Genomic DNA, 22,843 nt, shown 5'->3' with positions numbered 1-22,843 from the left:
GGCGTGTCCGCCGGGCCCGGTATGGCTGCCATGCAGCGACCTCACAGGTCGAACTGATAGGTCTTCGGAACGAAGCGATAGCCGTCCTCGTAGGTCTCGACGAAGCCGACCGAAGGGAACGGCATGTGGTAGCCGACAAAGGCAATCTTCTCGGCGGCGATCATGCCGAACACCTTGCGACGGGTCGCGGCTGCCTGGGCCTTGTCCATATCGAAACGGACCTCCCAGTCGGGCTTCTGCAATGACAGGATATAGTGGTTGGCGGTATCGCCCGTCGCCACCAAGCGCTTGCCCTCGGATTCCACGTGGAAAACCATGTGACCCTGTGTGTGGCCGGGTGCCAGCATCGCCGTGATGCCGCTTGCGATGGTCCCGCCATCGCCAATGAACGTCGCCTTCTCGGCAATGGGCACCACGTTGGCGAGAACCGCCTTGTGACCGCCTTCGGCCGGCGTACCTTCGCGGGCCTTGTCGGTCCAGAAGTCGTATTCGATCTGGCCGATGACGTAGCGGGCATTCTTGAAGGCTGGGGCCCCGCCTTCCAGCAGGCCGCCGATGTGATCGCCATGCAGGTGCGTAAGCGCGACCACCGTGATGTCGTCAGGCGAATAGCCAGCCGCCTTGAGGCCATCGCGAAGCAGGCCGCTGCCCCGGGCGCGGCCGCCTTCGCCAAAGCCGGTGTCGACGAGGATCACATCCGAGCCGGTGTCGATCAGCGTCGGAGCGTAAGAGTTGACGAACTTGTCGCCCGGCAGGAAATTCTTCGCGAGCAGTTCCTGGACGGTTTCGGGCTTCTGGTTGGTCCCGAAGGTTTCATAGGGCTTTTCGGCAATCGTGGCGCCGTCCTTGAAGACGGTGAACTTGAAGGAGCCGAGCTTGAACTGATTGAACTGGGGCTGCGGTGTCGCATCCATATTGGTGTTGTCTCCACTTGCGGCCAGTGCGGCCGATTCTTTCAAAATCATCGGCGCCGCCAGCAGGCTAATGCCCGCGACAAACAAGGTGCGCCGTTTCATCCCCGACGGTACTGCCATATCCCATCCTTCCAATAGCGTGCCGCGGTATTGCCGCACAGCCCCCAGTAACGACCTGCTGCAGTCTTTCTTGCAGCTGGCCGAAACGAACATATGTCAATCTTGACCGTTGAAATTGCTGAGCAAGCAGTCTCACGCAGACGTGATGCAAACGTGTTTCAGAAGCGGAATGAGGGGTTGGCAGAGGTCTTCCCGAGGACTACAGAGCACAAGCCCCCAGACGCCTTCGCAAGACCCTCAAGGCATTCGCGTATGAACCGCATCGTTCCGCTGATCCTCGCCGTCGCTCTCTTCATGGAGCAGATGGACTCCACCGTCATATCAACCGCCCTCCCCGCCATCGCCAACGACCTCCATGTCGGGCCGATCACGCTGAAGCTGGCGCTGACCTCCTACATGGTGTCGCTCGCGGTCTTCATCCCGATCAGCGGTTGGATGGCCGACAGGTTCGGCGCCAAGCGCATCTTTCGCCTCGCCATCTGCGTCTTCGTCGTCGGCTCCATTTTCTGCGCGATCTCGTCCGGCCTGATCGAGTTCGTCGTCGCTCGCTTCCTGCAAGGCATGGGTGGCGCTATGATGACGCCGGTCGGCCGCCTGGTGCTGGTGCGGACGACGAAGAAAAGCGAGCTCGTCTCGGCGATGGCGCTGTTGACCATTCCGGCGCTCGTCGGGCCGCTTGCCGGACCACCGCTCGGCGGCTTCATCACCACCTATTTCACCTGGCACTGGATCTTCCTGATCAATGTGCCGGTCGGCATCATCGGCGTCTGGCTCGCGACAATCTTCCTGCCGGAGGTGGAGGCCACTGCGCCGCCAAAGCTTGATGTGATTGGTTTTGTGCTGACATCGTTTTCGGCGGCCGGTGTGGTCTTCGGCCTCTCGGTCGTCAGCCTCCCAGCCCTGCCGCCCGTGATCGGCATCACGGCGACGGCAATCGGTCTCATCTGCGGTTTTCTCTATGTGCGCCATGCCAAACGGCATCCAGCGCCGATCCTCAATTTGAACCTCTTCAAAAACCCGACCTTCCGGGCATCGACCACCGGCGGCACACTGTTTCGCATCTGCATCGGCGCCATGCCGTTCCTGACACCGCTGATGCTGCAGCTCGGCTTCGGCCTGACGCCGTTCCAGTCCGGCCTCATCACCTTTGCCGGCGCAATTGGTGCGATCACTACGAAGTTCATGGCGCGTCGCGTCTTTGCGGCAGCAGGCTTCCGCACGACGCTGCTTTCGGCAGCGGGCGTCACGACGATTGTGACGGTGGTGACGGGCTTCTTCACGCCGCAAACACCGCACCTGGTCATCATCGCCGTCCTTCTTGTCGGCGGCTTCTCGCGCTCGTTCTTCTTCACCGGCGTCAATGCGCTGGCCTTTGCCGACATCGAAGATGCGCAGGCGAGCCAAGCCACCTCCATGAGTTCGGTGATGCAGCAGATCAGCCTGGCGCTTGGCGTTGCCGTTGCGGCGGCAATCCTCGAGACGTCGATCTATTTCCGCGGCGAGCCACTGCAGGTGGCCGACTTCCACGTCGCCTTCTATGTCATCGCGGCCCTGACGGTCGTGGCAACGATCCCTTTCATCCGGATGGACAAGAGCGCCGGGGCGGTCGTCTCCGGCCACCGGGTAAAGCGCATCTCTCCAACAACAATCGAGGCCGAACAGCAAGCGGTGAAGTAAGGGCTATTCCGGAGTTTCGCAGACCGCGCTGAGCTTGTTGCCGTCCGGATCTCGAACGTAGGCGGCATAGAAATTGGCATGGAACGGCCGCAATCCCGGCGCGCCTTCGTCGACGCCGCCCGCGGCCAGTGCCGCAGCATGGAACGCATCCACATCCGCTCTGCGTTCGGCATGAAGCGCGACCATCGAACCATTGCCGTTCGAGGCCCGCCTGCGATTGAACGGGGTGACGACCCAGAGCCGGCAGCGGGTGTCGCCATCTGCGGCGTAGCCGATCTCTTCTTCGGAATAGCGTTGGCGGCGATAGCCGAGCACTGGCAGGACGATGTCGTAAAACCGCCTCGCCTGTTCGATGTCATTGGTTCCGAGGGTAACGTATAGGAGCATGGTAGCGGGGCATTCCAGGTCTTGGGGCGTCGATCATCACTCAAGACCAGCCCAAAGATCAAGCTTCCGAAATATCTGGTTCGGGTTGCCGCCCCTTGAAGCCCTTCGCCAGTAGGAACATTTCGACCGACTCCGCGCGCGACGACGGCGGCTTGACGTGAACTACCTGCTTGAAATGCCGCTTCAGCATGTTGAGAAGATCGCGCTCCGTGCCGCCCTGGAAGGTCTTCGCCAGGAAGTGGCCGCCCTCACCCAGGACTTGGACGGCAAAGTGGGCCGCGACTTCGCAAAGATGCATGGTGCGCAAATGGTCGGTGCGGTGGTGGCCGGTCGTCGGCGCCGCCATGTCCGAGATCACCACATCCGGCGTGCCGCCGACCGCCTCGATCAGCTGCGCCGGCGCCGACGGATCCAGGAAATCGAGCTGCAGGATCTTCACGCCCGGCAATTGATCCATCTCCAGGAAGTCGATTGCCGCGACGCGGATGTCCTCGTCCGTGGAGCCGGTGACCTTGGCGGCAATCTGCGACCAGCTTCCCGGTGCGGCACCGAGATCGATGATGCGGCGGGCGCCCTTCAGAATGCTGTGCTTCTCATCGATCTCCAGCAGCTTGAAGGCGGCGCGGGCGCGATAGCCTTCCAGCTGGGCGCGCTGCACGTAGGGATCGTTGATGTGGCGCTGCAGCCATTGCCGCGACGACGCCTTCATCTTCTTGTTCTTGACGCGCTGGCCGAGTTTGCGGCCGGTGCGGTTGCCCGCAATGGTTGGCTTCGCCATGCTTGTCCCCTATTTGCCGCGCTGACCGCGGCGGTTGCGGTGGCGCCGCCAGACGCCGTCATCCGCCATCATGTCCGTCAGCAGGCCTTCCCTCAAGCCGCGATCGGCAACACGCATACGGGGGCTCGGCCAGCGACGGCGGATCGCTTCGAGAATGGCGCAACCGGCCAGCACCAGATCGGCGCGATCCGGCCCGATGCAGGGATTGGCGGCGCGGCTGGCGAAATCCCACGACAGCAGCTTTGCCTGCATCGCCGAGACTTCGTCGTCGGAAAGCCAGATGCCATCGACCTTGCGCCGGTCGTAGCGCGGCAGATCGAGGTGAACGCCGGCCAACGTCGTCACGGTTCCTGACGTGCCGATGAGATGGAAGTCACCGGCATGACCGATGTCGATCGCAGGGCAATCGAAGCGCTCAAGCATGCCCTCCACCTCCACGACCATGCCTTCGAAGACATCCGGCGTGACATCCCGCCCACCGTGACGCTCCGAAAGCGTCACGACGCCGACGGGAAGCGAGGTCCAATGCGTGATGTGATTGGCGAGGCGATTGAAGCGGCTATCGCCGATGCGGATGACCGCGATTTCGGAGGAGCCACCGCCGATATCGAAGAGGACAACCGAGCGAGTCTCCCGGCCGACCAGCGACGAGCAGCCGGAGACGGCAAGCCGCGCTTCCGTTTCCCTATCGATAATCTCGAGTTCAAGGCCGGTTTCGGCCACAACACGCTCGAGGAACTGGGCGCCGTTGGTCGCCTGTCGGCAGGCCTCGGTGGCGATCAGCCGCATCCGGCGGATTTCACGGCTTTTCAGCTTGGAAGCGCAGACGCGCAGCGCATCGACGGCCCGATCCATCGCATCGTCGGAGAGCCGACCACTTGCCGCCAATCCTTCGCCGAGGCGCACGATCCGCGAGAAGGCATCGACGACGCGAAACTGGCCGGGCCGCGTCGGCTGCGCAATCAGCAGCCGGCAGTTGTTGGTGCCAAGATCGAGCGCAGCATAAAGCTCATCCGGCCATGGATGTTCGCCGTTATTGCGGTACCCATTTTCGGCCTGCCGCGGCGCCCGATTCTCGTTCTGACCTATGCGCGATTCAGCGGTGTCGCTGCCTGGGGTCGCCTGCTGCGGCTGAGCTGGACGTCCGACCGGCTTCTCATGCACCAGGGGACGTCCCTGCAGACCGCGCTTACCGCGATGCTTGCGGCGATTGCGGCGGCTCGGCACCGACTCGCCGTCAACGCGAACGGCTTGCGCCGCGATGGCTGAAACTTCGTTGCTTTGACGATGTTGTTGCGCGGCTTCGCCTGAGGCGCCTGTACCACGACGGCGACGCTTTCGCTTGCGCGCCGCGTTGCCGGCTTCCATTGGGCGTGCCGCCTCTCCGGTCTCGCCGGAGAGGACATGCTGAGCGGAATGGTTCGCGTTGCGGGATTGCCCGCCACGCTTACCCTTGCGGCGCCTGGACTTCTTGCCGTCCTTGCGCCCTGCCGCCAACGCCCCGTTACCTTGCGGCCCTTGGCCGCCTTCGGGGTCTTCCACGTTCTTTTTCCATCACACCGCGCAAGTCCAGAAGGTATGCAGCAGGCGCTCATTCGATTTTGCGTTGGCGCGAAGATACCAGCGCATGGCGAAATCACCAAATTCTTTTTGGCGGTAGCGAAATAGGCCGGCTTTTTGAGATCAAAACCCGCTGCAAAATCCCTGTTCATTTTTTTCGAAACAGGTATTTGCAATCCGCCAGCTTTTGTTTATAAGCGCCGCACACCAGCGGAGCCGCTTCGAGCGCCGCAGCTGCTGGGGAATAGTTCAATGGTAGAACAGCGGACTCTGACTCCGTCGATCTTGGTTCGAATCCAGGTTCCCCAGCCAATTCGCCACTTTGCTGCGTGCCGATCTGAATTCCCTCTGACGTTATTCCCGGCAGCCCTACCACCCCCATCGTCACTTGATTTCGCTTTGAATTCCCCTGCGCAATGCTATTTACATGGCTGGTTTCCATACCGGGCGCGACGATGGCGAAGGAGTTTGGACGGAGCATCGGTCGATTTGTGGGGTTGGAGCAACCTCGCACCCTTTCCACACGCTTCTTGCAACTGGCGGAAGTTAGCGGCGGTCGATTGCGCTGGAACGAACCCGAAAACGAAGCTCCGGTCCGCATGGAACGGAGCAACGGCTACTTGATTTGCCTCCAGCGGCGCTATCTCGCCGAGTATCCCTATTGGGTCAATGACAGACCAATGCCCGCGATGCCGCTCAATGCCGGGCAGTTTCTTTTCCTTGACCTCAACGAGGAACATGCCTCCGTGACTCGTGGAGCTGTAGACTGTGTGTCCATGTATGCGTCGCATGAGGCCTTGCAGCAGTTCCACGACGAGCACGATCTAGGGTCGGTCGGGCCGCTCCGCACCGCCAGCGGCGTGGCCTTCGATGATGGAGTGATCAGAAATCTGGGCGAATGCCTGGTAACCGCTTTCGAGCGGCAGGAGCCTGCCACTCAGCTTTTTGCTGACGGCATTGCGCTGGCGCTCTTGACGCACATCAGCGCTGCGTATGCCGAGCGACCTGTGGTCGTACATGCGATCCGTGGGGGACTGGCGCAATGGCAAGAGCGTCGGGCGAAGGAGATGCTGCTGGCGAACCTCGACGGCAAGATCGGTCTTGGGGAACTCGCTCGCGCGTGCGGCCTGTCACGCAGCCATTTCGCACGCGAATTCAAGGCCACGACGGGCCTGCCGCCGCTTCAGTGGTTGCAGGCGCAGCGGATAGAACGAGCAAAAAATCTGCTTTTGAAGCCTTCCGTGCCGATCGAATTAATCGCCCATCAATGCGGCTTTACCGATCAGAGCCACTTCACGCGTAGCTTTTCCAAGGTGGTTGGTGTCACACCCGGCTCGTGGCGGCGCCTTCGCAGCCTCTAGGCAAGCGCCATCCGACACGGTCCCGTCGGGCCACGGCGGTTTATTGCAAGGTAGCACTGGCATACAAAAAACAGCACTCTGTGCACTGGTCTGCGAGCGATCGGCAGATAGCGTTGAGTGAAGGTGCGGTGGGCTGGCTAACTGGCCAAGCCTCGCACGCGGTCCGCGTCAGGAGGCCAAGATGACCAATCAAAACCAGACATTGTCAAATAAGGCTGAACCGGAGGAACACGCTTCCGCAGCTTCGGTATCGGTTTCACGCCGCACGGTTCTTCAGATGGCGGGAGGCGTCGTGTCACTCGCGTCCATGTCCCATGCTGAAGCGCAGTCGTCCCCGCCAACCGTGACAACCAGCGGCGTGACAGGGCCGGTTCGGCTGGTCGTGAACGGAACGGCAAGAGAACTTCAGGTCGATTCCCGGCAATCCCTGCTCGACGTGTTGCGTGAAACACTTGATCTCACCGGCACGAAGAAGGGCTGCAACCAAGGCGCCTGCGGCGCATGCACTATTCTCGTCGACGGCAGACGTATCGTTTCCTGTCTGACCTTGGCGTCCATGCATGACGGAGCCGAAATCCAAACCATCGAAGGGCTCGAAAAGAACGGCGAGCTTCATCCACTGCAACAGGCGTTCGTGGAGCATGAAGGTCTGCAGTGCGGGTTCTGCACGCCTGGCCAGATCATGTCGGGACTAGGCTGCATTGCCGAGGGCCATGCGGCGTCGCCGGAGGATATCCGGTTCTGGATGAGCGGGAATATCTGTCGCTGTGGCGCCTATCCAGGCATCGTCGCCGCGATCGCCGACGCGGCCGAAAGGAGCTGAACGATGCTTCCCTTTGTATTGGAAAAGGCAAATAACACCGAAGCCGCGATAGCCTCCGCAGCCGCCGGCGCGCGCTACATCGCCGGCGGAACGACACTCGTCGATCTTATGCGCGAGGAGGTCGAACGTCCGGATCAACTCGTGGATATCAACGCCCTCCCCTTGGGCGATATTCGAGTGGATGGTGAGGATCTGGTTATTGGCGCGCTCGCCCGAATGTCCGACGTTGCTACCCACCCGGACGTGCAGCGCCTGCAGCCGGTGATCGCGGAAAGCCTGATCGAAGGCGCTTCCCCACAATTGCGGAATATGGCTTCGATGGGTGGCAATCTGCTGCAGCGATGCCGCTGTCCTTATTTCCGGATGCTTGACTCTGCCTGCAACAAGCGGGCTCCCGGCTCCGGTTGTGCCGCGATCGACGGCCTCAATGCCGGCAACGCGATCCTTGGCACCAGCGATCATTGCGTCGCGACACATCCCTCGGATGTCGCGGTCGCGCTCGTCGCACTCGGCGCGACAATGCGGGTGAGGGGTCCGCAAGGCGAGCGCAGTTTCCCCGTCGAAGACCTCTTCCGGTTGCCCGGGAACACTCCGCATCTGGAGCATACGCTCCTTCCGGCCGAGTTGATCCTGGAGATCCGCGTCCCCGGTGGACCTCACAGCCGACGTGCACGCTATCTCAAGGTACGCGACCGGGCTTCCTATGAGTTCGCGCTTGTTTCGGCGGCAGTCGCGCTCGATGTCGACAACGGGCTGATCCGCGCCGCTCGTATCGCTGTGGGCGGGGTCGGCACCAAGCCCTGGCGTCTGCGAGCCTGCGAGGCGGCCCTTGCCGGCAAGGCCGCAGATCGCGCAAGCTTCGAGGCTGCCGCCCATCTGGCGACCGACGGTGCCCGTCCGTTAAGCCATAACCACTACAAGGTCGAGCTACTGCCGCGGACCATTGTCCGTGCCCTCGAGATGGCAGGAGAAGTCGCATGACAACCAATCTCATCGGCACAGCCAGAACACGAGTCGACGGCCCGCAGAAGGTGACGGGTGGCGCCCGATACGCGGCCGACTTCAATCAACCGGGCCAAGCCTACGCCGTCATCGTCAGTTCCACGATCGGCCTCGGTACGGTCACCGATATCGACAGCACTTCCGCCGAGAAGATGCCGGGCGTCATCGCCGTCATCAGCCATCGTAACGCCGAACGGCTGCCTTATCTGCCGCACAGGGCCATCATCGATCCGGCGTCGGGAGAGCGCCTTCATGTCCTCCAGGACGACAAGGTGCGCTTCTACGGCCAGCCCGTCGCGGTGGTCGTTGCGGACAGCATCGATCATGCCGAGCGGGCTGCCGCAGAACTGCGTATTTCCTATGAAGCCCAGCAGCCGCTCACGGACCCGACGGATCAGATGGTTGAGCGCATCATTCCGGAAGCGGGTAGCGTCGACAGATCACGAGGGGATGCCGATAAGGCAGTCGCCGAAGCGCCTGTCGTGATCGACGAGACCTACAATATTGCGCGTGAAAACCACAATCCAATGGAGCCGCATGCAACGGTCGCATCCTGGAGCGGCGACCGTGTGACCCTGTGGAGCAAGAGCCAGTATCTGGTCAATGAGCAAGCCGAAATCGCGGCCGTATTCGGCGTGCCCCTGGAGAATGTAGAAGTCGTCTGTCCCTTTATCGGGGGCGCCTTCGGGACCAGCCTCAGGACGTGGCCGCACGTTACGCTGGCAGCACTTGCGGCGCGCCAGATCCGACGGCCAGTCAAGCTGGTGCTCACCCGCAAGCAGATGTTCTTCACGACCGGTCACAGGCCACGCACCCTTCAGAGGGTTGCGCTCGGTGCTACGTCAGAGGGCAGGCTTACCGCTGTGATCCATGAGGGTACGGGAGAAACGAGCCGCTATGAGCAATTCACGGAGGCGCTGACCTCGGTCACCGACTACTTGTATTCCTGCCCCAACGTCCAGACCCGCTACCGCTTGGCGCAGCTCGACACGAGCACGCCAAATCATATGCGCGGTCCCGGCGAGGCGAGCGGCATCTTTGCGCTCGAAAGCGCCATCGACGAATTGTCCTACAAACTCGGCATCGACCCCATCGAGCTGAGGCGTCGTAATGAACCTGATATCGATGAAGGTGAAAACAAGCCGTTCTCCAGCAGGTCGCTCATCCAATGTTACGACCTCGGCGCCGAGCGTTTTGGCTGGAAGCGACGAACCGCCCAACCGCGCTCCATGCGCGACGGGCGTCTTCTTATCGGCATGGGAACGGCCAGCGCGACCTATCCGGCCTTCCATGCACCAGCGAACGCGAGAGTGCGATTGCTTGCGGACGGAACGGCCGAGGTAGAGGCAGCCGCAAGCGACATGGGCCCAGGAACCTATACTTCCATGAGCCAGGTGGCGGCGGAATTCCTCGGCCTCCCGTTGGAGCGAATCCGTTTCAAACTTGGAAGGTCGGACTATCCGCAAACACCCTCGCACGGTGGCTCCTGGACGATGGCATCGGTCGGGTCGGCAATCCGTGCCGCCTGTCTCGAGGTGCAGGCAGAAGCGGCTCGGCTTGCAACCACAAGCGCCAACTTGCCGGTTTCGGGAACGTCGATAGAAGATTTTGAATGGCGCGAAGGCACGCTTCGACGCCGCGGCGAAGCGTCATTGGGCATTTCTTATCAGGACATTGTTGTCGCCAACCGCGGTCCGATCGAAGCCAGTGGATCCGCGCAGCGCGATCCGAGCGTGGCGGAGCGATATTCGATGCACTCCTTCGGAGCTGTATTTGCGGAGGTCGCCATCGATCCGGATGTGGGCACGATCACCGTCCGCCGCATCGTTGGTGCCTATGGGATCGGTCGCGTCGTCAATCCTCTTCTCGCCCGCAGTCAGTGCACCGGCGGGATGATTGGCGGCATGGGGATGGCGCTTATGGAGCAGACGGCACTCGATCCGCGCGATGGCCGCCCGGTCAACGCTCACATGGCCGACTATCTGATGCCGGTGAACCTCGACATCCCGGCGCTGGAGGCACACTTCGTCGAGGAGATCGACCCTCACGTCAACCCGCTCGGCGTGAAGGGCCTGGGCGAGATAGCACTCGTCGGCACCGCTCCAGCGATCGCAAACGCAATCTTCCATGCGACAGGTAAACGCGTGCGGACTCTGCCGATCCGGATCGAAGATATGCTGACCGCATAGCCATCATATGTCTTCTGGATCGCATGCAGGCAATGGAATTGCCTTTGTCTGGAAGACAGTGTCCTGGCTTCGCGCAGACGAGGAGAGCCTGGCAAAAGGTCCAACCGATGCCCACTCGACCACACCCGACCGAGACTACGCCGATATCCTTGCCCTGACACCATCCGCCAACTCCTGCATCCGATCGATCGGGATGCGGCCGATCAACATGAAGGCGTTAGTTGCGTTCGACCAGTAAACGACGTTCATGCCATTTCGGCCTTCGACGTCAGGCTCCTTCATGCCGACATCGGAGCGAACGATGCAAAGCGCCAGCGGTCCGGTCTCGGGATCGAGATAGGCAATCTGCGCGAGCGGCTTTTCGTCATACTGCAGCATCTGCGCACGCTTGAACTCGATGCCCGGCAACGACACGGCTTCAGGGGACAACGAGAGGCCAAGCTTGTCGTCGAGGCGCGCGAGTTGGGCGACCTGCGCTTCGCCGGATGGCGACGGCCCGGCCAGGGTGTCTGGCGTATAGAGAGCGATGTATTCGGCGACCACGGCCCGCCATTCATTGCTTTCGTCGGGTGCGTGAACGCGGTTGCGAATGCCGATGACGGCCCGGTCGGCCACAATACCCGCGACCAGGCAGGCGGCAAGCGCAGCCAGGAAGCCGCGGCGATTGGAGCGCGCCGGAACCGGCCTTGCCTCGGCCGGCAGAATGCCCAGCATCGCATCGAGCCTCGCCTTCGGTGCCGCGGACAGTAATGGCTCGAAGGCCTGCTGGAATGACAGGCTGCTCTGCGACAGGAACGCCAGCCTTGCGGCCGCATGCTCGTCAGAGCCAAGAACCGCCTCGATGCGCGATACCTCGGCATTCGACAGCTCACCGTCGATATAGGCCGTCAATTCCTCATCGGAGGGGATTTTGTTCTTGTCGTTCATGTGGCGCCTCCCCCCGATACGCTGGCGGCGATCTTGGCACGCGCGGCCGCAAGGCGGCTCATCACCGTTCCGATAGGGATGTCCAATACGTCTGCTACCTCCTTGTAGGAAAGGCCTTCTACGTAAGCGAGGAAGACGGCTGCCCGCTGCGCGTCCGGCAGCGTATTGACCAGCCGCAGAACCTGGTTCGCCATAACATGTGTTTCCGTTTCGCGGGCGCCATCGACGACCAAGGCCTCGTCGGCATCAACGAAGCCCCGACCAAGGCGCACTCGTTGCGACCGGATCTCATTCAGCCAGATGGAATGCAGGATGGAAAACAACCAGCGATCCAGCCGGGTACCCGCCTCGAACTGCCCGACACGCTCAAGCGCGCGGACACAGGTCTGCTGCACGAGATCGTCGGCAACGTCGCGGCGATGCGAAAGCACAAGGCCATAGCGCCACAGCCGCAACAGATTGTCCGCCAGGCCGCCTCTGATATCGGCTTCGCTTGCGATGTCAGCCTCCGCCACAATTCTTCCTTCCAAAGCCGCCGGTTGTACCGACGGCTTTGGCGTTGCAGGACTATAGGCAGGAAATGTGGTGTACGCGAACGGCATTTGGAGGGTTCCTGTCAACCGTGATTGCGCGCTCCTGTCCAGTCGCCGGAAATCACATCTTGGAGGGCTTCATGATTGCTTCGTGGAGGTCCTCGTATTCCTCGCACTCGGTGCCGCCGCAGAGCGTCTTGATCACCTCGAGCTGTTCGTTGGCGAGGTCGAGGCGACCCTTAACCACGTAGGCTTCGCCGAGATATTCGCGAACCTGTGCATATTTCGGATCGATCTCGACGGACTTAAGGTAGTAGGAAATACCTTCGTCCGTGCGGCCGAGCTTGCGGGTGGCGTAGCCGCGATAGTTCAGGGCTTCAGCCGTGTTCGGATCCTTCAGCGTATCGAGCATGGCAATCGCTTCTTCGTAGCGGCCAGCCTTTGCAAGCGAGTAGGCGTAATCCGTGCGGTTTTCCTCCGTCACGTTGGCGCTGCTCTGCTTGACGCATCTCCTTGTTTTCTTGTCATACATCTGGCCCTTCTTGCAGGTCGGCATGGTGCCGCTGTTGCCGCCCGTGCCACTGGCACCGCTGCCGCCACCAGCGCCGCTGCCACCGCCGCCCACTGCAAAGGCGGGAGCGGATAGCGCGAAGGCGGCAATGCAGCCGCCGACTAGGATGGAAGCAATACGAACAGTCGCGATCGTCATGGGATATCTCCTAGGAAAATGACGTTGGCGGCGAGTGAACACTGTTGAATGGCAGTTTATTCGATAGCTTGTTCTTCTTTTTTGGAGCGCTGCGCTGCACCGCCGGCGAATAAATGCGAAGCTGAGGTGTTAGTCGCTCACGCGCCGGCCAGAAGGAGCATTCCGTGAGTGATACCGTAAAACTGTTGAGTCTTGCCGTCGCGACGCCAGAGCATGTCATTACCCAGAAGGAAGCAGCGGAGACGTCCGCCCGGCTGTTTTCGTCCCGATTCAAGGATTTCTCTCATCTTGCAAGTGTCTTCGAAAATTCCGGCATCCAGAAGCGCTATGCCGCGCGTCCACTGGAGTGGTTCATCGAACCGCACGGCTGGCAGGACCGGATGGAAGCATATGGCGAGGTGGCACGCAGCCTGTTCTTCGAAACCGCCACCAACGCGCTGAAGCAGGTGGGACTGCAGGGGCGTGACGTCGACTGCATCGTCACCGTCTCATCCACTGGGATCGCGACACCGAGCCTTGATGCACAGCTCGCGCAAAAAATAGGCTTTCGCTCGGATATCGAACGTGTTCCGGTTTTCGGGCTCGGCTGCGCTGCGGGTGTTTCGGGCTTCGCCATTGCTTCGCGCTTTGCCCGCGAGCGGCCCGGATCGACAGTGCTTTTCGTGACAATAGAGCTTTGCACGCTCGCATTCCGGCTCGACGAACTGACACGCGCCAACATCATCGCCACGGCGCTTTTCGGCGATGGCGCGGCGGCCTGCGTTCTCCGGGCGGGGCCGCATGGCAAGGCTGAGGTCGAGTCGACGGGCGAGCACCTCTTCCCCGATACGCTGGGCATCATGGGCTGGAAGATCGACGATACCGGCTTTGGCGTGGTTCTCGCCCAGTCGCTGCCGCCCTTTGCCGAGGCTGAACTCGGCCCAGCCGTCGACGGAATACTGGCGCGTAACGGCCTTTCCCGGCGCGATATCGATCGCTTCATCTGTCACCCCGGCGGCGCGAGAGTGCTGACAGCCCTGGAAAGCGCGCTGTCACTCGACGCAGGAAAACTGGATCATGAGCGCGCCGTACTTGCCGAATATGGCAACATGTCCTCGCCGACGATCCTTTTCGTGCTGGAGCGCGTCTTGAAGGCGGGATTGCCGCCACGTAGCGCCATGGTCGCGATGGGGCCAGGCTTTACGGCGAGCTGCGTAACGTTAAAGAGAGTCGCGTAATGTGGCCCTCTATTGCCCTCCTCGCCTTCGTGACGGCCCAGCGCCTCGCGGAACTCGTTCTCGCCCGCCGCAATACGCGGGCACTTTTAGACAGCGGCGCGAAGGAGGTCGCGCCGGAGCACTATCGCTACATGGTGGCGCTGCACAGCTGCTGGATTGGCGGATTGTGGCTGCTGGCAATTGGTCGCCCGATCGACCCAGTGTGGTTGGCCGTTTTCGTGGTTTTGCAGGCGGGTCGTCTCTGGGTCATCGGGACGCTCAAGGGCCGGTGGACGACACGCATCATCGTGCTGCCCGGCGCTCCCCTCGTCAGCAGTGGACCGTACCGGTTCATGACGCATCCGAATTATGCGGTCGTCACCGGCGAGATCGCCGTCCTGCCCCTGGCCTTTGGGATGCCCGTTTACGCCGCGATATTTTCGGCGCTGAACGCGGCGGTACTCTACGTCCGCATCAAAGCGGAAAATGAGGCGTTGAGAACCGCAATGTTTTTGAAATGAAACGCAATTTTTCGTTTGCGCGCAGCTTGCCGGAGCGGCATTTTCATTGCCTGAAATAGGTGGAATGCACGGAAATGACAAAGAACGCAATTGTGCTTGGCGCCGGGATCGTCGGCGTATCGACAGCCATTCATCTGCAGCGCCGGGGACGGCAGGTGACACTGATCGATCGCAAGGCGCCAGGCAAAGAAACGTCCTTTGGCAATGCCGGACTCATTCAACGCGAGGGTGTGGTTCCCTACGGCTTTCCACAACAGCTCGGCGTTCTGGTCCGCTACGCTTTCAACAACCGGATCGATGCCCACTATCATCTGAAGGCGTTGCCCGGCCAACTTGCCTTCCTCGCCCGCTATTGGTGGAATTCCAACGCCAAACGCCACGAAATGATTTCCCGCGCCTATGCGCCGTTGATCCAGCACTCGATATCGGAGCACAATGATCTGATCGAGGCGTCCAGTGCGCAGCACCTGATCCGCAAGAATGGCTGGATGGAGATTTTCCGCACGGCCGGCAAGCGTGATGCAGAATTTGCCGAGGCCGAACGGCTGCGGGCCGAATTCGGGATCAGCTACGAGCAGCTGGATGCTGCTGGCGTTGCGCGACTGGAGCCCCATATCAACGGCGATTTCGTCGGCGGCCTACGCTGGCGCGATCCTTGGTCGGTTCTCGATCCGCACGGGCTGACGATGGCCTATCGCGCTTATTTCGAAAGCCTAGGCGGTAGATACGTGACCGGTGATGCCAACTCTCTCGGCCGCTCTGGGGGCAATTGGAGGGTGGTAACCAGCGAAGGCTCGCTGGACGCGGAGGATGCGGTCCTGGCACTCGGCCCCTGGGCTGCAGTAGCAACCAGACGGCTCGGCTATGCCTTTCCGCTCGGCGTCAAGCGCGGCTATCACATGCACTATGCCGCGGCAGAGAATGCGACCCTCAACAACTGGACACTGGATGCGGAGCGCGGCTACTTCCTTGCCCCGATGAACCGCGGCATCCGGCTAACCACCGGCGCTGAATTCGCCGCCATGGATGCACCAAAGACGCCTGTGCAGCTCGATCGAGCCGAGAAGGTGGCGCGCACGGTCTTTCCGCTCGGCGAAAGGCTTGATCCGGAGCCGTGGATGGGCGCTCGCCCGTGCACCCCGGACATGATGCCTATCATTGGAAAAGCGCCGCGACATGATGGCCTATGGTTTGCCTTCGGCCACGCCCACCACGGCTTGACGCTGGGGCCGGTTACAGGCCGTGCTCTGGCCGAGGTCATGACCGGCGAAAGGCCGTTCGTCGATATTTCCGCCTATTCGCCGCAGCGTTTCAATCCGTGAACACTCCCCTAGGCGACACCGAGTCCGGACAAATCCCGGAGTGCCGCCTTTGCAATCCCGTCGATGGTGTCGTCGATATCGACCGTCACCACGCCGGGCTCGCCGGTTGGCACTTCCAGTGTCGCGAGTTGGCTTTCCAGCAGTGATGGAGGCATGAAGTGGCCCTTGCGCTCACCCATCCGCTTCGTCAGCAGCTCTTTCGAACCTGACAGATAAACGAAGAACAGGTCTCCATTCACCGCGTTGCGCAGCCGGTCGCGGTAGACGCGTTTCAACGCCGAGCAGGAAACGATGACGCCCTGCCCGCGATCCAGCGCCTCTTTCATCGTTTCACCGATGAGATCGAGCCAAGGCATGCGGTCGTCATCCGTCAGCGGAATGCCCTTCGACATCTTCTCGACATTCGACGCAGGATGAAGCTGGTCACCCTCGACAAATTGCAGGCCGAGGGCGTCCGAAATCTTCAGGCCGATTGAGGACTTACCGCAACCACTGACCCCCATGACGATGATGGCATGAGGGGTCCTGTTGGTCTCTGGCATTATTTATCTCTCCCACAATTCCGGCGCTCCCGGAACAGGGAGAACCCTTATGATGCAGCGAGTGCCGCGCTCTTGCGCGCAAGACGAGCCTTGATGGTGTCGACATCGGCGCGCGGCGTGGCAGCGAACAAGGTCTTCGTATAGCTGTGCTGCGGATCGTTGAAAACCTGATCCCGCGCGCCATGCTCCACAGCCTCACCGAAATACATCACCATGACGTCGTCGGCCATGTAGCGGACGACGGAAAGGTCGTGGCTGATGAAGACATAGGTGAGATTCAGCTCGTCCTGCAAATCCGCGAGCAGATTAAGAACCTGAGCCTGCACCGAAAGGTCGAGCGCAGACACCGGCTCATCGAGAACCAGAAGCCGCGGCTTCAGCATCAAAGCGCGGGCGATCGCGATGCGCTGGCGCTGACCGCCGGAGAACATGTGCGGATAGCGATTGAAATGGATCTCCTGCAGGCCGACCTTCTTGAGCATCGCCATCGCCAATTCGCGCCGCTCGGCGGCGGGCGTATCGGTGTTGATGATCAGGGGCTCCATCAGGATGTCGCCGATCTTCTTGCGCGGGTTCAGCGAGCCGTAGGGGTTCTGGAAGACGATCTGCACCTTGCGGCGAATTTCCGGTGTCAGATCGCCAGCGGCGATATCGACCTTCTTGCCGTCGATGAAGAGGTCGCCACCGCTTGCCGGATCGATCATCGTGACGATGCGGGCGAGCGTCGACTTGCCGCAACCGCTTTCGCCGACGATCGCCAGCGTCTTGCCCTGCTCCACCTTGAAGCTCACACCCTTGACGGCGTGTACGGTTCTCTCCTTCTTGAAGAGGCCGCCTGGCAGATAATAGTTGCGGACAATATTCTTTGCTTCGAGGACTGGCGTCATTGGGCCGCTCCCTTGAAAATTTCACCGATGGTCGGCAGTCGGTCACCGGTGGCGTTTTCCGGCAGGGCGGCAAGCAACGCTCTCGTGTAATCGCTCTTCGGAGACTCGAACAGCGACAGGACGTCGGCCTCTTCCATCTTGCGGCCCTTATACTGCACGATCACGCGATCGGCCGTCTCGGCGACCACGCCCATGTTGTGCGTGATCATGATCAGGCCCATGCGGTGCTCCGTCTGCAGCCGCATCAGCAGATCGAGGATCTGCTTCTGGATGGTGACGTCGAGCGCGGTGGTCGGCTCGTCGGCAATCAAGAGCTTCGGATTGCAGGCGATCGCGATGGCGATCATGACGCGCTGGCACTGACCGCCCGACATCTGGTGCGGGAAGTGGCCGAGCCGTTCCGCCGGATTGGGAATACCAACGGCCTCGAACAGTTCGATGGCACGCTTGCGCCGTGCGGCCTTGTCCATCCCGAGATGGATCCGCAGAACCTCCTCGATCTGGAAGCCTACGGTGAAGCACGGATTGAGGCTGGCGATCGGCTCCTGGAAGATCATCGACATGTCCTTGCCGATGATCTTGCGCCGCTCGCTTGCCGACATGCCAAGCAGATTGCGGCCGTCAAAAACCATCTTGTCTGCTGTCACCTTTGCGGTCCACGGCAGGAGGCCCATAGCAGCCAACATGGAGACAGACTTACCGGATCCCGACTCGCCAACGATTGCCAGGACTTCACCCGCATCAACCTTCAGCGACACGCCATCAACGGCGCGGAAGGGCCCCGTGGAGGTCTGGAACTCGACGACGAGATTTTCGATTTCAAGAAGTGCCATATCAGGACCTCTTCAGCTTGGGGTCGAGCGCATCACGCAGTCCGTCGCCCATCAGATTGATGGCGAGAACGGTGATCAGAATGCAAAGACCCGGGAAAGTGACGAGCCACGGCGAGCTCTGGAAGAATTCGCGCGCATCGGCGAGCATCGTGCCCCATTCCGATGTCGGAGGCTGGGCGCCCATGCCAAGGAAGCCGAGAGCTGCGGCATCGAGGATCGCAGCGGAGAATGCGAGCGTCGCCTGAACGATCAGCGGCGCCAGGCAGTTCGGCAGGATCGTCTTGAACATGAGACGGAAAGTGCCTGCGCCGGCCACGCGCGATGCGACAACATATTCCTTCTCGCGCTCGCTGATCACGGCGGCGCGCGTCAAGCGCACGAAATGTGGCTGGTTGACGATCGAGATAGCGATCATGGCGTTCAGCAGGCCCGGCCCGAGAACGGCGACCAGCACCAGAGCGAGCAGCAGCGACGGGAAAGCCAGGATGATATCCATGACACGCATGATGAACGTATCAGTGCGGCCGCGGAAATAGCCGGCGATAAGACCGAGCAGCACGCCGGCGACAGCCGAAAGCGAGGCGACGACAAGACCGATGAAAAGCGAGAAGCGCGTGCCATAAATCAGGCGCGACAGCATATCGCGACCGACGGCATCGGTTCCAAGCAGGAACATCGGATTGCCTTTTTCGGCCCAAACCGGTGGAACGCGCTGCATGCCGTCGAAAGGAACGTTCGGATCATGCGGCGCGATCAATGGCGCGAAGATCGCCATCAACAGCACCAACAGAAAGACGCCGAGGCCAATGACGGCGCCCTTGTTGCGGGAGAAGTAATACCAGAACTCAGAGAGCCCTGACGGCTGGGTCGACTTGGTGGTTATCGCACTCATAAGCCGCTCCTAGTGACGAATACGTGGGTTGATGAGACCGTACATGAGGTCAACGATCAGGTTGACGATCATGATGATGCCGGCGATGAGCAGCAGGCCTCCTTGAACGACGGTGTAGTCGCGCTTGAAGACGGCATCGACCATCCACTTGCCGATGCCCGGCCAAGAGAAGATCGTTTCCGTCAGGATCGCACCGCCGAGCAGCACGCCGACCTGCAGACCGATCGACGTCACGACTGGGATCATCGCGTTGCGAAGCGCGTGCAGGCCGACGACGCGGATGGGAGCAAGACCCTTCGAGCGTGCGGTCCGAACATAGTCTTCTCCGAGTACCTCAAGCATGGCCGAGCGCGTCTGGCGCGCGATGACCGCAAGCGGAATGGTGCCGAGCACGATCGTCGGCAGGATGAGCGAGACGAACGCCGACTTGAATGCGCCGGCCTGACCGGAGAGCAGACTGTCGATCAGCATGAAGCCGGTGACCGGCTTGAAGAAATACATCAGCGAAATGCGGCCGGACACAGGCGTCCAGTGCAGCGTATTCGAGAAGAGAACGATGAGCAGTAGGCCCCACCAGAAGATCGGCATCGAATAGCCGACGAGGGCAACGCCCATCACGCTCTGGTCGAACCAGGTTCCTCGCTTGACCGCGGCGAAGACGCCGGCGGGAATGCCAAGCACAATGGCAAAAATGATCGCGCAAAGTGAAAGCTCGAGCGTCGCCGGGAAGAGCGAGCCGAATTCCTGCAAAACCGGGCGTTTGGTGACGATCGATGAGCCCAGATCGCCCTGCACCACGTTGCCGAGGTAATCAAGGTATTGAACGTAAACCGGTCGATCGAGGCCGAGATCATGCATGACCTGGGCATGGCGTTCCGGCGCCATCACGCGCTCGCCCGACATCAGCATGACCGGGTCACCGGGCAGCAGTCGGATGAACGAGAAGGCGATGAGTGAAACGCCGATGAAGGTTGGGATCAGGATCGCAAGGCGTCCGATGAGAAATCGCAACATTGGCAAGTGTCCATAGTGTTCCGGCGGTCAGGTATCAAACCTGACCGCCGGCCAAGCCCGGGATTGCCGGGCATCTTTGCATAATTTTGATTACTCGGCGATATCAACGCCGTCGAAACGGTGAACACCGACCGGATCCTGCACGTAGCCGGAAACCTTGGCGCTCATCGGTACGAATTCCGTGGAGTGATCGATCGTCGCCCACGGAGCTTCCTTCTTGAAGACGACCTGCGCCTGTTCGTAGAGCTTGGTGCGCTCCGCGACGTCAGCGGTCTTCTTGGCCTTCTTCACGAGATCGTCGAATTCCTTGTTGCACCACTGTGCGCGGTTGTTGCCGCCAACGGCTTCGCAGCCGAGCAGAGTGTCAAGGAAGTTGTCCGGGTCGCCGTTGTCGCCAGTCCAGCCGAGGATCGCAGCACCGTCACGGGCCTTATCCTTGGAGAGCTTCAGGTATTCGGCCCATTCGTGGGTGACGATGTCGACCTTGACGCCGACCTTTGCGAGGTCAGCCTGCATCAGTTCAGCGGCGCGACGTGCGTTCAGCATGTACGGACGCGAAACCGGCATTGCCCAGATCTTCATCGAGAGATCCTTGACGCCAGCCTTTTCGAGCATCTTCTTTGCTTCGTCCGGGTTGTAGACGTCATCCTTGATGTCGTCGTTATACGACCACATCGTCGGCGGGATCGGGTTCTTGGCAACCTGGCCGGCGCCCTGGAAGACGGCCTGGACGATCGCCTGCTTGTTGATCGCCATGTTCAGCGCCTGGCGCACTTCGGCCTTGTCGAACGGAGCCTGGAGCGTGTTGTAGGCGAGATAGGAAACGTTCAGGCCCGGCTGTTCCAGAACCTTCAGGTTCGAGTCCGTCTGCAGGTCCTTGATGTCAGCCGCATTCGGGTACGGCATGATGTGGCACTCGCCGGCCTTCAGCTTCTGAGCGCGGACGGAAGCGTCCGGGGTGATCGCGAACACGAGATCGTCGATCTTTTCCTTGCCCTTGAAGTAGGTTTCGTTTGCCTTGTAGCGAATGACGGCATCCGGCTGATAAGCAACGAAGGTGTACGGACCAGTGCCAAGCGGCATCTGGTTCATCTGTTCCATCTTGCCGTCAGCCTGAAGCTTGTCGGCATATTCCTTCGACAGGACGGACGCGAAGTCCATTGCCAGGTCGGCGAGGAACGGTGCTTCCGGATGGTTCAGCGTGAACTTGACGGTCAGGTCGTCGACTTTTTCGACCGACTTGATCAGTTCCGGGAAGCCCATGCCAGCGGCATATTCGTAGGAAACGCCGGCGACGTACTTGGCCCACGGGCCGTCAGCCTTCAGCTGGCGCTCGAACGAAAAGACGACGTCGTCAGCGTTCAGATCGCGGCTCGGCGTGAAGAATTCGGTGGTCTGGAACTTGACGCCCGGACGCAGCTTGAAGGTGTAGACCGTACCGTCGTCGGAAACCGTCCAGCTTTCAGCCAGGCCCGGCTCGATTTCGGTCTTGCCGTGCTGGAACTCGACGAGACGGCTATAAACCGTACGCGAGGAAGCGTCGAAGGTGGTACCTGCAGTGTAGATGCCCGGATCGAAGCCTTCCGGCGACCCTTCGGAGCAGTAAACGAGCGTTTTGGACCAGGCTGCGGATGCCATGGCCGAAGCCAGGACCGTCGCGGCCAGCAAGACAGACATCTTTTTCATGATATCATTTCCCAGATTTGTTCTTTTATTTGAGACCCCGGGGACCCCGGAATGACGGCAGATGGAACGACATTTGTTTGCTGAAATCAACGACCGAAGTGGAAAATTTTTCCAGACGGACAACTTTAGTAATTTTCCGCCAAAAATGGGCCGCATTTAGAAATAAACGGACTGGATAAACTCGATTCTTGTCGCATTTGGTATAATTTCGCGTCGCCGGCGATAGTTCCGTACACGCGTCACGCGAATTTCCCGACAAAAACTCCCCTAAAACGGAACGGCCGCGGCGCTTGGCGCAGCCGCGGCCCTATCAAAACTTTGTCATCGCTGATCAGGCGGCGGGTGCCGCGACGCGAGGCTTGCGGTGTTCCTGTTCGCCGGTCAGGCCAAGCAGGAAGTTGATCTGTGGTCGTGCCTTGACGAGGTCGTCGATCGAATATTGCGTCAGCACGTCGAAGAAGGCGTTGAGGGCCTTGCGCAAGGCAGAGTTCAAACCGCAGCTATCGACAAGCGGGCATTCAACCATGCCGTCATCTTCGAAGCACTCTGCCATCGCAAAGCTGTCTTCGGTAACGCGAACGACGTCGAACAGACTGATGTCCTTCGCCGGCTTGCCGAGCCGCACACCACCGTTACGACCGCGGACGGTTTCGACGAGACCAGCCTTGTTGAGCGGCTGCAGGATCTTGAACAGGAAGAGCTCAGAAACTCCGTATGCCCTGGCGATCTCCGGAATCCGGCTCAACTGCCCGTCATTGGCAGCACAATACATCAACATGCGAACCGCATAGTTGGTCTGCTTGGTCAAACGCATGCCGATCTCCAGAATCGTCCTCTACAATCGTCTATATAGGGGCTTTGCTAGTTTTGAACAATTCCAAAATATGAAATTCATATTCACCTTATGTGAGGCGGATTGCCGCGACAATGCGTCCAGCGGCAACTCGTCGGCGTCAGCACTGGCGGGAAA

22 protein-coding genes and 1 tRNA gene are annotated in these 22,843 nt (G+C 60.7%); 9 read left to right on the top strand and 14 right to left on the bottom strand.

Annotated features, from left to right (window positions below):
• Window positions 1-41: 41 nt before the first annotated feature.
• Window positions 42-1,034 (bottom strand): MBL fold metallo-hydrolase, encoded by a 993-nt coding sequence (locus RGCCGE502_RS03850; protein WP_016552853.1) that lies wholly within the window; start codon window positions 1,032-1,034, stop codon window positions 42-44.
• 252 nt (window positions 1,035-1,286) lie between these two features.
• Between RGCCGE502_RS03850 and RGCCGE502_RS03845 the strand changes: the two genes are divergently transcribed.
• Window positions 1,287-2,711 carry a DHA2 family efflux MFS transporter permease subunit gene (locus RGCCGE502_RS03845; protein ID WP_016552852.1) on the top strand — a complete coding sequence of 475 codons (1,425 nt, stop codon included), beginning with the start codon at window positions 1,287-1,289 and terminating at the stop codon, window positions 2,709-2,711.
• Window positions 2,712-2,714: 3 nt separating this feature from the next.
• Here the strand turns inward: RGCCGE502_RS03845 and RGCCGE502_RS03840 are convergent, their stop codons facing one another.
• Genes RGCCGE502_RS03840 through RGCCGE502_RS03830 form a run of 3 tightly spaced genes read right to left on the bottom strand, consistent with a single transcriptional unit; the run spans window position 2,715 to window position 5,418 of the window.
• Window positions 2,715-3,098 carry a VOC family protein gene (locus RGCCGE502_RS03840; RefSeq protein WP_016552851.1) on the bottom strand — a complete coding sequence of 128 codons (384 nt, stop codon included), beginning with the start codon at window positions 3,096-3,098 and terminating at the stop codon, window positions 2,715-2,717.
• A gap of 58 nt (window positions 3,099-3,156) precedes the next feature.
• Window positions 3,157-3,876, bottom strand: coding sequence for an RlmE family RNA methyltransferase (locus RGCCGE502_RS03835; RefSeq protein ID WP_016552850.1), 720 nt, complete (start codon window positions 3,874-3,876; stop codon window positions 3,157-3,159).
• 9 nt (window positions 3,877-3,885) lie between these two features.
• Window positions 3,886-5,418, bottom strand: coding sequence for a Ppx/GppA phosphatase family protein (locus RGCCGE502_RS03830; protein ID WP_040673919.1), 1,533 nt, complete (start codon window positions 5,416-5,418; stop codon window positions 3,886-3,888).
• Window positions 5,419-5,674: 256 nt separating this feature from the next.
• Here RGCCGE502_RS03830 and RGCCGE502_RS03825 point away from each other — a divergent pair.
• From RGCCGE502_RS03825 to RGCCGE502_RS03805, 5 genes are all read left to right on the top strand, one after another.
• Window positions 5,675-5,748: transfer RNA gene (locus RGCCGE502_RS03825), tRNA-Gln, on the top strand.
• A gap of 287 nt (window positions 5,749-6,035) precedes the next feature.
• Window positions 6,036-6,797, top strand: coding sequence for an AraC family transcriptional regulator (locus tag RGCCGE502_RS03820; protein ID WP_244441667.1), 762 nt, complete (start codon window positions 6,036-6,038; stop codon window positions 6,795-6,797).
• A gap of 181 nt (window positions 6,798-6,978) precedes the next feature.
• Window positions 6,979-7,620 carry a (2Fe-2S)-binding protein gene (locus RGCCGE502_RS03815; protein WP_016552846.1) on the top strand — a complete coding sequence of 214 codons (642 nt, stop codon included), beginning with the start codon at window positions 6,979-6,981 and terminating at the stop codon, window positions 7,618-7,620.
• A 3-nt stretch (window positions 7,621-7,623) separates the two neighbouring features.
• Window positions 7,624-8,601 carry an FAD binding domain-containing protein gene (locus tag RGCCGE502_RS03810; RefSeq protein WP_016552845.1) on the top strand — a complete coding sequence of 326 codons (978 nt, stop codon included), beginning with the start codon at window positions 7,624-7,626 and terminating at the stop codon, window positions 8,599-8,601.
• A complete protein-coding gene (locus RGCCGE502_RS03805; RefSeq protein ID WP_016552844.1) occupies window positions 8,598-10,811 on the top strand; it encodes a xanthine dehydrogenase family protein molybdopterin-binding subunit in 2,214 nt (737 codons plus the stop codon). The genes RGCCGE502_RS03810 and RGCCGE502_RS03805 overlap by 4 nt, the downstream gene beginning before the upstream one ends.
• A 135-nt stretch (window positions 10,812-10,946) precedes the next feature.
• On the opposite strand, the gene RGCCGE502_RS03800 is transcribed toward RGCCGE502_RS03805, so the two are convergent.
• The 3 genes from RGCCGE502_RS03800 to RGCCGE502_RS03790 are packed head-to-tail and all read right to left on the bottom strand — an operon-like array spanning window position 10,947 to window position 12,980.
• Complete coding sequence (locus RGCCGE502_RS03800) at window positions 10,947-11,738, bottom strand: anti-sigma factor family protein (RefSeq protein WP_016552843.1); 792 nt, start codon at window positions 11,736-11,738, stop codon at window positions 10,947-10,949.
• On the bottom strand, window positions 11,735-12,340 hold the full coding sequence (locus RGCCGE502_RS03795; RefSeq protein WP_016552842.1) for an RNA polymerase sigma factor: 606 nt from the start codon (window positions 12,338-12,340) through the stop codon (window positions 11,735-11,737). The genes RGCCGE502_RS03800 and RGCCGE502_RS03795 overlap by 4 nt, the downstream gene beginning before the upstream one ends.
• Window positions 12,341-12,392: 52 nt before the next feature.
• The gene (locus RGCCGE502_RS03790) at window positions 12,393-12,980 is read right to left on the bottom strand and encodes a tetratricopeptide repeat protein (RefSeq protein ID WP_016552841.1); all 588 of its coding nucleotides are present in this window, start codon (window positions 12,978-12,980) and stop codon (window positions 12,393-12,395) included.
• Window positions 12,981-13,144: 164 nt separating this feature from the next.
• Between RGCCGE502_RS03790 and RGCCGE502_RS03785 the strand changes: the two genes are divergently transcribed.
• The 3 genes from RGCCGE502_RS03785 to RGCCGE502_RS03775 all read left to right on the top strand — a co-directional run bounded on the left by RGCCGE502_RS03785 (window position 13,145) and on the right by RGCCGE502_RS03775 (window position 16,019).
• The gene (locus RGCCGE502_RS03785) at window positions 13,145-14,197 is read left to right on the top strand and encodes a type III polyketide synthase (protein WP_016552840.1); all 1,053 of its coding nucleotides are present in this window, start codon (window positions 13,145-13,147) and stop codon (window positions 14,195-14,197) included.
• Entirely contained in the window at window positions 14,197-14,697 is a 501-nt protein-coding gene (locus RGCCGE502_RS03780; RefSeq protein ID WP_016552839.1) for an isoprenylcysteine carboxyl methyltransferase family protein, read from the top strand. The genes RGCCGE502_RS03785 and RGCCGE502_RS03780 overlap by 1 nt, the downstream gene beginning before the upstream one ends.
• Window positions 14,698-14,771: 74 nt before the next feature.
• Window positions 14,772-16,019, top strand: a complete 1,248-nt coding sequence (locus RGCCGE502_RS03775) for an NAD(P)/FAD-dependent oxidoreductase (protein WP_016552838.1) — start codon at window positions 14,772-14,774, stop codon at window positions 16,017-16,019.
• Window positions 16,020-16,027: 8 nt separating this feature from the next.
• Here RGCCGE502_RS03775 and RGCCGE502_RS03770 read toward each other — a convergent pair whose 3' ends face one another.
• From RGCCGE502_RS03770 to rirA, 7 genes are all read right to left on the bottom strand, one after another.
• Entirely contained in the window at window positions 16,028-16,561 is a 534-nt protein-coding gene (locus tag RGCCGE502_RS03770; RefSeq protein WP_016552837.1) for a gluconokinase, read from the bottom strand.
• A gap of 47 nt (window positions 16,562-16,608) precedes the next feature.
• Window positions 16,609-17,448, bottom strand: coding sequence for a dipeptide ABC transporter ATP-binding protein (locus RGCCGE502_RS03765; protein ID WP_016552836.1), 840 nt, complete (start codon window positions 17,446-17,448; stop codon window positions 16,609-16,611).
• A complete protein-coding gene (locus RGCCGE502_RS03760) occupies window positions 17,445-18,281 on the bottom strand; it encodes an ABC transporter ATP-binding protein (RefSeq protein ID WP_016552835.1) in 837 nt (278 codons plus the stop codon). Before RGCCGE502_RS03760 ends, RGCCGE502_RS03765 begins: the two co-directional genes overlap by 4 nt.
• A gap of 1 nt (window position 18,282) precedes the next feature.
• Window positions 18,283-19,173 carry an ABC transporter permease subunit gene (locus RGCCGE502_RS03755; protein WP_016552834.1) on the bottom strand — a complete coding sequence of 297 codons (891 nt, stop codon included), beginning with the start codon at window positions 19,171-19,173 and terminating at the stop codon, window positions 18,283-18,285.
• A 9-nt stretch (window positions 19,174-19,182) separates the two neighbouring features.
• Window positions 19,183-20,187 carry an ABC transporter permease subunit gene (locus RGCCGE502_RS03750; RefSeq protein WP_016552833.1) on the bottom strand — a complete coding sequence of 335 codons (1,005 nt, stop codon included), beginning with the start codon at window positions 20,185-20,187 and terminating at the stop codon, window positions 19,183-19,185.
• Window positions 20,188-20,277: 90 nt separating this feature from the next.
• Window positions 20,278-21,873, bottom strand: coding sequence for an ABC transporter substrate-binding protein (locus RGCCGE502_RS03745; protein WP_016552832.1), 1,596 nt, complete (start codon window positions 21,871-21,873; stop codon window positions 20,278-20,280).
• A 331-nt stretch (window positions 21,874-22,204) separates the two neighbouring features.
• Complete coding sequence (rirA, locus tag RGCCGE502_RS03740) at window positions 22,205-22,687, bottom strand: iron-responsive transcriptional regulator RirA (protein ID WP_016552831.1); 483 nt, start codon at window positions 22,685-22,687, stop codon at window positions 22,205-22,207.
• Window positions 22,688-22,843: the final 156 nt, after the last annotated feature.

The sequence above is a fragment of the Rhizobium grahamii CCGE 502 genome, from assembly GCF_000298315.2.
Taxonomy (GTDB): domain Bacteria; phylum Pseudomonadota; class Alphaproteobacteria; order Rhizobiales; family Rhizobiaceae; genus Rhizobium; species Rhizobium grahamii.
This window is presented reverse-complemented; position numbering and strand designations above follow the sequence as displayed.

What these genes read in the sequence shown, in the direction of transcription:
- RGCCGE502_RS03850 (WP_016552853.1), bottom strand. Translation starts at nt 1,034, where the DNA reads ATGGCAGTACCGTCGGGGATGAAACGGCGCACCTTGTTTGTCGCGGGC.
- RGCCGE502_RS03845 (WP_016552852.1), top strand. Translation starts at nt 1,287, where the DNA reads ATGAACCGCATCGTTCCGCTGATCCTCGCCGTCGCTCTCTTCATGGAG.
- RGCCGE502_RS03840 (WP_016552851.1), bottom strand. Translation starts at nt 3,098, where the DNA reads ATGCTCCTATACGTTACCCTCGGAACCAATGACATCGAACAGGCGAGG.
- RGCCGE502_RS03835 (WP_016552850.1), bottom strand. Translation starts at nt 3,876, where the DNA reads ATGGCGAAGCCAACCATTGCGGGCAACCGCACCGGCCGCAAACTCGGC.
- RGCCGE502_RS03820 (WP_244441667.1), top strand. Translation starts at nt 6,036, where the DNA reads ATGGAACGGAGCAACGGCTACTTGATTTGCCTCCAGCGGCGCTATCTC.
- RGCCGE502_RS03815 (WP_016552846.1), top strand. Translation starts at nt 6,979, where the DNA reads ATGACCAATCAAAACCAGACATTGTCAAATAAGGCTGAACCGGAGGAA.
- RGCCGE502_RS03810 (WP_016552845.1), top strand. Translation starts at nt 7,624, where the DNA reads ATGCTTCCCTTTGTATTGGAAAAGGCAAATAACACCGAAGCCGCGATA.
- RGCCGE502_RS03805 (WP_016552844.1), top strand. Translation starts at nt 8,598, where the DNA reads ATGACAACCAATCTCATCGGCACAGCCAGAACACGAGTCGACGGCCCG.
- RGCCGE502_RS03800 (WP_016552843.1), bottom strand. Translation starts at nt 11,738, where the DNA reads ATGAACGACAAGAACAAAATCCCCTCCGATGAGGAATTGACGGCCTAT.
- RGCCGE502_RS03795 (WP_016552842.1), bottom strand. Translation starts at nt 12,340, where the DNA reads ATGCCGTTCGCGTACACCACATTTCCTGCCTATAGTCCTGCAACGCCA.
- RGCCGE502_RS03790 (WP_016552841.1), bottom strand. Translation starts at nt 12,980, where the DNA reads ATGACGATCGCGACTGTTCGTATTGCTTCCATCCTAGTCGGCGGCTGC.
- RGCCGE502_RS03780 (WP_016552839.1), top strand. Translation starts at nt 14,197, where the DNA reads ATGTGGCCCTCTATTGCCCTCCTCGCCTTCGTGACGGCCCAGCGCCTC.
- RGCCGE502_RS03775 (WP_016552838.1), top strand. Translation starts at nt 14,772, where the DNA reads ATGACAAAGAACGCAATTGTGCTTGGCGCCGGGATCGTCGGCGTATCG.
- RGCCGE502_RS03770 (WP_016552837.1), bottom strand. Translation starts at nt 16,561, where the DNA reads ATGCCAGAGACCAACAGGACCCCTCATGCCATCATCGTCATGGGGGTC.
- RGCCGE502_RS03765 (WP_016552836.1), bottom strand. Translation starts at nt 17,448, where the DNA reads ATGACGCCAGTCCTCGAAGCAAAGAATATTGTCCGCAACTATTATCTG.
- RGCCGE502_RS03760 (WP_016552835.1), bottom strand. Translation starts at nt 18,281, where the DNA reads ATGGCACTTCTTGAAATCGAAAATCTCGTCGTCGAGTTCCAGACCTCC.
- RGCCGE502_RS03755 (WP_016552834.1), bottom strand. Translation starts at nt 19,173, where the DNA reads ATGAGTGCGATAACCACCAAGTCGACCCAGCCGTCAGGGCTCTCTGAG.
- RGCCGE502_RS03750 (WP_016552833.1), bottom strand. Translation starts at nt 20,187, where the DNA reads ATGTTGCGATTTCTCATCGGACGCCTTGCGATCCTGATCCCAACCTTC.
- RGCCGE502_RS03745 (WP_016552832.1), bottom strand. Translation starts at nt 21,873, where the DNA reads ATGAAAAAGATGTCTGTCTTGCTGGCCGCGACGGTCCTGGCTTCGGCC.
- rirA (WP_016552831.1), bottom strand. Translation starts at nt 22,687, where the DNA reads ATGCGTTTGACCAAGCAGACCAACTATGCGGTTCGCATGTTGATGTAT.